The following is a 6,785-nucleotide window of genomic DNA, read 5'->3' as shown; positions in this document are numbered from 1 at the left end:
CCCCTACGGAATATTTTTGCAGGGCGGCATTTATGCCGTCCTGGCCACGTGCATCCCCTGAACCCAGGGGCGCATGAATGCGCCCCCTACGGAATATTTTGCAGGGCGGCATTTATGCCGCTCTGGCCGCATGCATCACCTGAACCCAGGGGCGCATGAATGCGCCCTCTGCGTGCCGTGCCATTGTAGGGGCGGCATTTATGCCGTCCTGGCCACGTGCATCCCCTGAACCCAGGGGCGCATGAATGCGCCCCCTACGGAATATTTTTGCAGGGCGGCATTTATGCCGTCCTGGCCACGTGCATCCCCTGAACCCAGGGGCGCATGAATGCGCCCCCTACGGAATATTTTTACAGGGCGGCATTTATGCCGTCCTGGCCGCATGCATCACCTGAACCCAGGGGCGCATGAATGCGCCCCCTACGGAATATTTTTACAGGGCGGCATTTATGCCGTCCTGGCCACGTACATCACCTGAACCCAGGGGCGCATGAATGCGCCCCCTACGTAATGCGCCCCCTACGTAATGCGCTCCCTACGTAATGCGCTCCCTACGTAATGCGCCCCCTGCGTAATGCGCCTGCGTACCGTGCCAGATCCTTCGTACTGGCCGGCCTCCGGCTTTCTCAGGCATAAAATTTTTCACTGACTACACTCTACTCACCGCTGTGATAACAAAGTGTTAACGATTACATTCTAAAACTCTTTTTTTATCTGTAATTTAGAGATTTTTCAGCGTAGTCATCACTCTGAAAATGCGTTATTTTCAGCGTCGTCTGATAGGCAATATTTAAAGCGATGTCAGAAACTTGTAGGGTGCTATACCTTACTGGCGAAGAGACTGTTCCGGGCAAAAAATGCTGGATTACAGGGTTTCGGCGTGTGTAAGCGGTTACATTGATGTGATCGCCCTCACTTTTTATCGTGTACAGGTCTCTTAGCATTAATAAAAAACAAGACAAATAACTTTCGGAGGCTTTATGCCTGGTAATACTCACAAAAGCAGAACCTCAAACAAGGCGATGACCCTGTTTGTCTGCTTTCTGGCGGCGTTAGCCGGCCTGCTGTTCGGGCTGGATATCGGTGTCATCGCAGGTGCCCTGCCCTTTATCGCTAAAGATTTCAACGTCACTGCCCATCAGCAGGAGTGGATTGTCAGCTCAATGATGTTTGGCGCGGCGGTCGGTGCAATCGGCAGCGGCTGGATGTCATCGCACCTGGGTCGTAAAAAGAGCCTGATGGCCGGCTCTGTCCTGTTTGTTATCGGGTCGCTGTGGTCCGCTATGGCGCCCAACCCGGAGATGCTGATTGCTGCCCGCGTTGTGCTGGGCCTAGCTGTTGGCGTGGCTTCTTACACCGCTCCGCTCTATCTCTCTGAAATTGCACCAGAGAAAATTCGCGGCAGTATGATTTCACTCTATCAGCTGATGATCACCATCGGTATTCTGGGTGCCTACCTCTCTGATACCGCGTTCAGTGCCTCCGGAGAATGGCGCTGGATGCTGGGCGTGATCACCATCCCTGCGATTCTGCTGCTGGTGGGCGTCTTCTTCCTGCCAAACAGCCCGCGCTGGCTGGCTGCGAAAGGTAACTTCCGTGATGCGCAGCGCGTACTCGATCGCCTGCGTGATACGAGCGAGCAGGCCAAACGCGAGCTGGATGAGATCCGTGAAAGCCTGAAAGTTAAACAGTCTGGCTGGCAGCTGTTCCAGGGCAATAGCAACTTCCGCCGTGCGGTGTTCCTTGGCGTGCTGCTGCAGGTCATGCAGCAGTTCACCGGTATGAACGTCATTATGTATTACGCGCCGAAGATTTTTGAAATTGCCGGCTTCGCTAACACCACGCAGCAGATGTGGGGTACGGTGATTGTTGGTCTGGTCAACGTCCTGGCGACCTTCATCGCTATCGGTCTGGTCGATCGCTGGGGCCGTAAGCCGACGCTGGTGCTGGGCTTTATGGTCATGGCGGCCGGCATGGGCGTTCTCGGAACCATGCTGCACCTCGGCATCCACTCGCAGGGCGCACAGTACTTCGCCGTGGCGATGCTGCTGATGTTTATCATTGGCTTTGCGATGTCTGCCGGCCCGCTGATCTGGGTGCTCTGCTCTGAAATTCAGCCGCTGAAAGGACGCGATTTCGGGATCACCGTCTCGACCACCACGAACTGGATCGCCAATATGATCGTGGGCGCTACCTTCCTGACTATGCTGAACACGCTGGGCAACGCACCGACCTTCTGGGTCTACGCCGGCCTCAACCTGTTCTTTATTGTCCTGACGCTGGTGCTGATCCCGGAGACCAAAAACGTCTCACTGGAGCACATTGAGCGTAACCTGATGGCAGGGAAGAAGCTGCGCGATATCGGTCAGCAGTAATCGTCTTCTGAGTGATGAGGGCTGCCTGCGGGCGGCCCTTTTTTATGGCCGCGACAGTGCTCTGCCGCGCCAGCGCAGCGTATGGTATGCTGCGCGCCATGAAAACTTCCCGCGTACCTGTTGCCTTTCAGCAGGCGGTCATGCGATCGCTGCGGCACTTTTTGCAGCTTGCCGCACAGCGCCTTGAATGCACGTTTGATGAACCCGCACTGCTTTATCAGCAGCGCGGCACCGCGGCGGGCACCGCCTGGCTGGAGAAGTGGGAGATCCGGCTGAACCCGGTGCTGCTGCAGGAAAACCTGCAGGCGTTCACCGATGAAGTCGTGCCGCATGAGCTGGCGCATCTGCTGGTGTGGAAGCGCTTCGGGCGCGTCGCGCCGCATGGCAAAGAGTGGAAGTGGATGATGGAGACGGTGCTGGGCGTGCCGGCACGCCGTACGCATCAGTTTGCCCTGAACTCAGTGCGTACCAATACCTTCGCCTATCGCTGCAGCTGTCAGCAGCATCAGCTTACCGTGCGCCGGCATAATCGCGTGCTGCGCGGTGAAAGTGACTATCGCTGTGTCCGCTGTGGCTCACTGCTGCAGCCTGGCGAATTCAGCAACATATAGCGCGCTAATCCCATTTCCCCGCTCCGGTCATTCTGCTACCCTGCCGCCCTTTTTCGGGTATCGGGTAAATTTCTGGAATATGTCTCGCAAAACGCTGTTACTTCTTCCCCTGCTGCTGGCACCGCTTAGCGCGTATAGCCTCAGCTTCTCTTCGTTTCATCAGAATAATTTTCGCCAGGCAAAAGTGGTGGCTTCGCAAATCAATGCGGATGCGCCCGACTTCTACTGCGGCTGCACAATCAGCTGGCAGGGGAAAAAAGGTGTACCGGATCTCAAAAGCTGCGGCTATAGCGTACGAAAAAATGCCAACCGCGCCGGGCGCATCGAATGGGAGCATGTGGTTCCGGCGTGGGAATTTGGCCATCAGCGCCAGTGCTGGCAGGAGGGTGGACGAAAAAACTGCGCCAAAGATCCGGTGTACCGCCGTATAGAGAGCGATTTGCATAATCTTCAGCCCGCCATCGGCGAGGTTAACGGCGACCGCAACAATTTCCAGTACAGCCAGTGGAACGGTGGCGAGCAGCCTTACGGCCAGTGTGCGATGAAAGTCGACTTCAAACAGAAACTGGCTGAACCGCCAGCCCGCGCGCGCGGCGCCATCGCGCGCACCTACTTTTACATGCGCGATCGTTATCAGCTGCGTCTCTCGCGCCAGCAAACGCAGCTGTTCAGCGCCTGGGACAAGCTCTATCCGGTCAGCGTCTGGGAGTGCGAGCGCGACAGCCGCATTGCTCAGGTACAGGGAAATCATAATCCGTATGTACAGCGCGCTTGCCAGCGCTAAAAGCGCTACCCTAAACTAGCTTATTATTTTTGCGCCGCATCACGGGATGCGGCAATAACGCTGGCAGGAACCGCATGCGTATACCCCGCATTTATCACCCCGAACCGCTCTCTGTCGACAGTGAAATCTTTCTTGAAGATGATGCCGCTAACCACGTTGGCCGCGTACTGCGCATGGGCGCCGGGCAGATGCTTGAACTGTTTGATGGCACTAATCTGACTTTTAACGCCGAAATCACCCAGGCGGATAAAAAGCGTGTAAAAGTAAGGGTTCTTAGCGGTCAGCCTGATGACCGGGAATCGCCCTTGCATTTACATCTGGGCCAGGTGATGTCGCGTGGTGAAAAAATGGAATTCACCATCCAGAAATCGATAGAGCTGGGCGTAAACGTGATTACGCCCTTGTTTTCTGAGCGCTGTGGCGTGAAGCTGGATGCAGAAAGACTGGCAAAGAAGATCCAGCAGTGGCAAAAGATTGCTATTGCCGCCTGCGAGCAGTGTGGCCGCAACCGCGTGCCGCTGATTCGGGAGGCGATGACGCTGGAAGCCTGGTGTGCAGAGGCTGATGAGGGCGTCAGGCTGAATCTTCATCCGCGTGCCAGCCACAGTATCAACACCCTGCCACACCCGGTTGAACGGGTGCGGCTGCTGATTGGCCCTGAAGGGGGTTTATCTGCTGAAGAGATCGCCATGACGGCGCAGCAGGGCTTTACAGATATTTTGCTGGGGCCGCGCGTTCTGCGCACGGAAACCACTGCCCTCACCGCGATAACGGCACTTCAGGTGAGGTTTGGCGATCTCGGTTAAGGGATAATTCTGGCCGTAAAAGAGACGCAGACTACTAAACAGCACGACGCTTTCGCATGGAAGGACGTCGCTGATATCCCCTCTGAGGAGAGAATAATGATTAAGCTTGGCATTGTGATGGACCCGATTTCGTCCATCAATATTAAAAAAGACACCAGCTTCGCCATGTTGCTGGAAGCACAGCGTCGTGGCTACGAAATTCATTACATGGAGATGGGCGACCTCTCTCTGCGCGGTGGCGTGACTTACGCCCGTACGCGTCTGCTGAGCGTGGAGCAGAATGCTTCGCAGTGGTATGAGTTCGGCAGCGAGCAGACGATTCCGCTGGCCGATCTCAATGTCGTGCTGATGCGTAAAGATCCGCCTTTTGATACCGAGTTTATCTACGCGACCTATCTGCTGGAGCGGGCTGAGGAGCAGGGTACGCTGATTGTCAACAAGCCGCAGAGCCTGCGCGATTGTAACGAAAAGCTCTATACTGCATGGTTTGCGGATCTGACGCCGGATACGCTGGTCACCCGCAATAAAGAGCAGCTGCGCGCTTTCTGGCAGGAGCACGGTGATGTCATTCTGAAGCCGCTCGACGGCATGGGTGGCGCATCGATCTTCCGCGTTAAGCAGGATGATGCCAACTTTGGCGTGATCACAGAAACCCTGACCAACCATGGCCAGTTTTTCTGTATGGCGCAAAATTATCTGCCGGCGATTAAAGAGGGCGATAAGCGCGTCCTGGTCGTGGATGGCGAGCCCGTGCCTTACTGCCTGGCGCGTATCCCGCAGGGCGGCGAAACGCGCGGCAATCTTGCCGCCGGTGGTCGCGGCGAAGCGCGTCCGCTTTCTGACAGCGACTGGGAAATTGCACGGCGCGTCGGCCCCACGCTGAAAGCGAAGGGGCTGATTTTTGTTGGCCTGGATATCATCGGTGATAAACTTACTGAAGTGAATGTCACCAGCCCAACCTGCGTACGGGAAATTGAAGCGGCGTTCCCGATTTCGGTTACCGGTATGCTGATGGACGCAATCGAAAAACGTCTGGGCTGAGGACGCAGCCGGAGTGCAAACTCCCTAACCCCTTTGATACCGGCGCTGCCGCACTGGCGCCGGTTCTCTTCGGTAAATGAGTGACAATGAATTTACAGCATCATTTTTTGATAGCGATGCCCTCTCTGCAGGACCCTCTGTTCAAACGCTCTGTTGTCTATATCTGCGAGCATAATGAAGAGGGTGCAATGGGTTTGATTGTTAATAAACCGATGGAGAACCTGACGGTAGAAGGTATTCTGAAGAAACTAAAAATCACTCCGTCAGAGCGCGATCCGGCGATTAAGCTCGATAAACCGGTATTTGCCGGTGGCCCGCTGGCGGAAGATCGCGGTTTTATTCTGCACTCTGCGCAGCATACTTATGCCTCCAGTATTCGCATCTCAGACAACACCGTGATCACGACCTCGCGTGATGTGCTGGAAGCGATCGGCACCGCGCAGCAGCCGGAGAATGTGCTGGTCGCACTTGGCTACTGCGCCTGGGAAAAAGATCAGCTGGAGAACGAGCTGCTGGAAAACGCCTGGCTTACCACCCCGGCTGATACGCATATTTTATTCCATACGCCGATTGCCGGACGCTGGCGCGAAGCCGCCCGCAGTATGGGTGTTGATATTCATAATATGACCAGCGATGCGGGACACGCCTGATGCAGAATGCAACGCTGCTCGGCTTTGATTTTGGCACCAAAAGCATTGGCGTTGCCGTGGGTCAGCAGCTCACCGGCACCGCACGTCCGCTGACGGCGCTAAAAGCACAGGACGGCACGCCAGACTGGAATCTGATTGAGAAACTGCTGAAGGAGTGGCAGCCCGACTATGTGGTGGTCGGCCTGCCGCTGAACATGGACGGCACCGAACAGCCGCTGACTGCCCGCGCGCGCAAATTTGCGAGTCGCCTGCACGGCCGCTTTGGTGTACGCGTTGAGCTGCAGGATGAGCGCCTCAGTACCGTTGAGGCGCGCGCCGATCTCTTTGAGCGCGGTGGCTTTCGTGCGCTGCAGAAAGGACAGGTCGATTCTCAGTCAGCCGTGATTATTCTGCAGGACTGGTTCGAAACCCACTGACGCTGATAGCGGCGTAAAAGCGATGGATAACGTGCCGCTCAGCGAGTGTACCCAGCGCTGGCCGGGCGCACTGCTGTTGCAGCGTGACTGCTGCTTCAGGTC

Annotated in this window: 7 protein-coding genes; all 7 read left to right on the top strand. The window is 56.1% G+C overall.

Annotated elements, in window-relative coordinates; genetic code table 11:
* Positions 1-980 precede the first annotated feature (980 nt).
* The 7 genes from BBA90_RS05255 (at position 981) to ruvX (ending at position 6,683) form a co-directional block, all read left to right on the top strand.
* Positions 981-2,375 (top strand): sugar porter family MFS transporter, encoded by a 1,395-nt coding sequence (locus BBA90_RS05255; protein ID WP_065648236.1) that lies wholly within the window; start codon positions 981-983, stop codon positions 2,373-2,375.
* A 98-nt stretch (positions 2,376-2,473) separates the two neighbouring features.
* Positions 2,474-2,986: a SprT family zinc-dependent metalloprotease gene (locus BBA90_RS05250; RefSeq protein ID WP_139074173.1), complete on the top strand. Its 513-nt coding sequence runs from the start codon at positions 2,474-2,476 to the stop codon at positions 2,984-2,986.
* 79 nt (positions 2,987-3,065) lie between these two features.
* Complete coding sequence (gene endA / locus BBA90_RS05245) at positions 3,066-3,770, top strand: deoxyribonuclease I (protein ID WP_039380079.1); 705 nt, start codon at positions 3,066-3,068, stop codon at positions 3,768-3,770.
* A gap of 74 nt (positions 3,771-3,844) precedes the next feature.
* Positions 3,845-4,576, top strand: a complete 732-nt coding sequence (rsmE, locus tag BBA90_RS05240; protein WP_065648234.1) for a 16S rRNA (uracil(1498)-N(3))-methyltransferase — start codon at positions 3,845-3,847, stop codon at positions 4,574-4,576.
* Between the two features lie 96 nt (positions 4,577-4,672).
* Complete coding sequence (gene gshB / locus BBA90_RS05235; RefSeq protein ID WP_039380084.1) at positions 4,673-5,617, top strand: glutathione synthase; 945 nt, start codon at positions 4,673-4,675, stop codon at positions 5,615-5,617.
* A gap of 86 nt (positions 5,618-5,703) precedes the next feature.
* Positions 5,704-6,267, top strand: a complete 564-nt coding sequence (locus BBA90_RS05230) for a YqgE/AlgH family protein (protein WP_065648233.1) — start codon at positions 5,704-5,706, stop codon at positions 6,265-6,267.
* Positions 6,267-6,683: a Holliday junction resolvase RuvX gene (gene ruvX / locus BBA90_RS05225; protein WP_065648232.1), complete on the top strand. Its 417-nt coding sequence runs from the start codon at positions 6,267-6,269 to the stop codon at positions 6,681-6,683. Before BBA90_RS05230 ends, ruvX begins: the two co-directional genes overlap by 1 nt.
* Positions 6,684-6,785: the final 102 nt, after the last annotated feature.

Origin of the sequence: Pantoea eucrina (assembly GCF_001691555.1) — a bacterium.
In the GTDB taxonomy this organism is placed as follows: domain Bacteria; phylum Pseudomonadota; class Gammaproteobacteria; order Enterobacterales; family Enterobacteriaceae; genus Pantoea; species Pantoea borealis.
The sequence above is the reverse complement of the archived record's forward strand: the minus strand, read 5'-3'. Positions and strand labels throughout refer to the sequence as shown.

What these genes read in the sequence shown, in the direction of transcription:
- gshB (WP_039380084.1), top strand. Translation starts at nt 4,673, where the DNA reads ATGATTAAGCTTGGCATTGTGATGGACCCGATTTCGTCCATCAATATT.
- endA (WP_039380079.1), top strand. Translation starts at nt 3,066, where the DNA reads ATGTCTCGCAAAACGCTGTTACTTCTTCCCCTGCTGCTGGCACCGCTT.
- rsmE (WP_065648234.1), top strand. Translation starts at nt 3,845, where the DNA reads ATGCGTATACCCCGCATTTATCACCCCGAACCGCTCTCTGTCGACAGT.
- BBA90_RS05230 (WP_065648233.1), top strand. Translation starts at nt 5,704, where the DNA reads ATGAATTTACAGCATCATTTTTTGATAGCGATGCCCTCTCTGCAGGAC.
- ruvX (WP_065648232.1), top strand. Translation starts at nt 6,267, where the DNA reads ATGCAGAATGCAACGCTGCTCGGCTTTGATTTTGGCACCAAAAGCATT.
- BBA90_RS05250 (WP_139074173.1), top strand. Translation starts at nt 2,474, where the DNA reads ATGAAAACTTCCCGCGTACCTGTTGCCTTTCAGCAGGCGGTCATGCGA.
- BBA90_RS05255 (WP_065648236.1), top strand. Translation starts at nt 981, where the DNA reads ATGCCTGGTAATACTCACAAAAGCAGAACCTCAAACAAGGCGATGACC.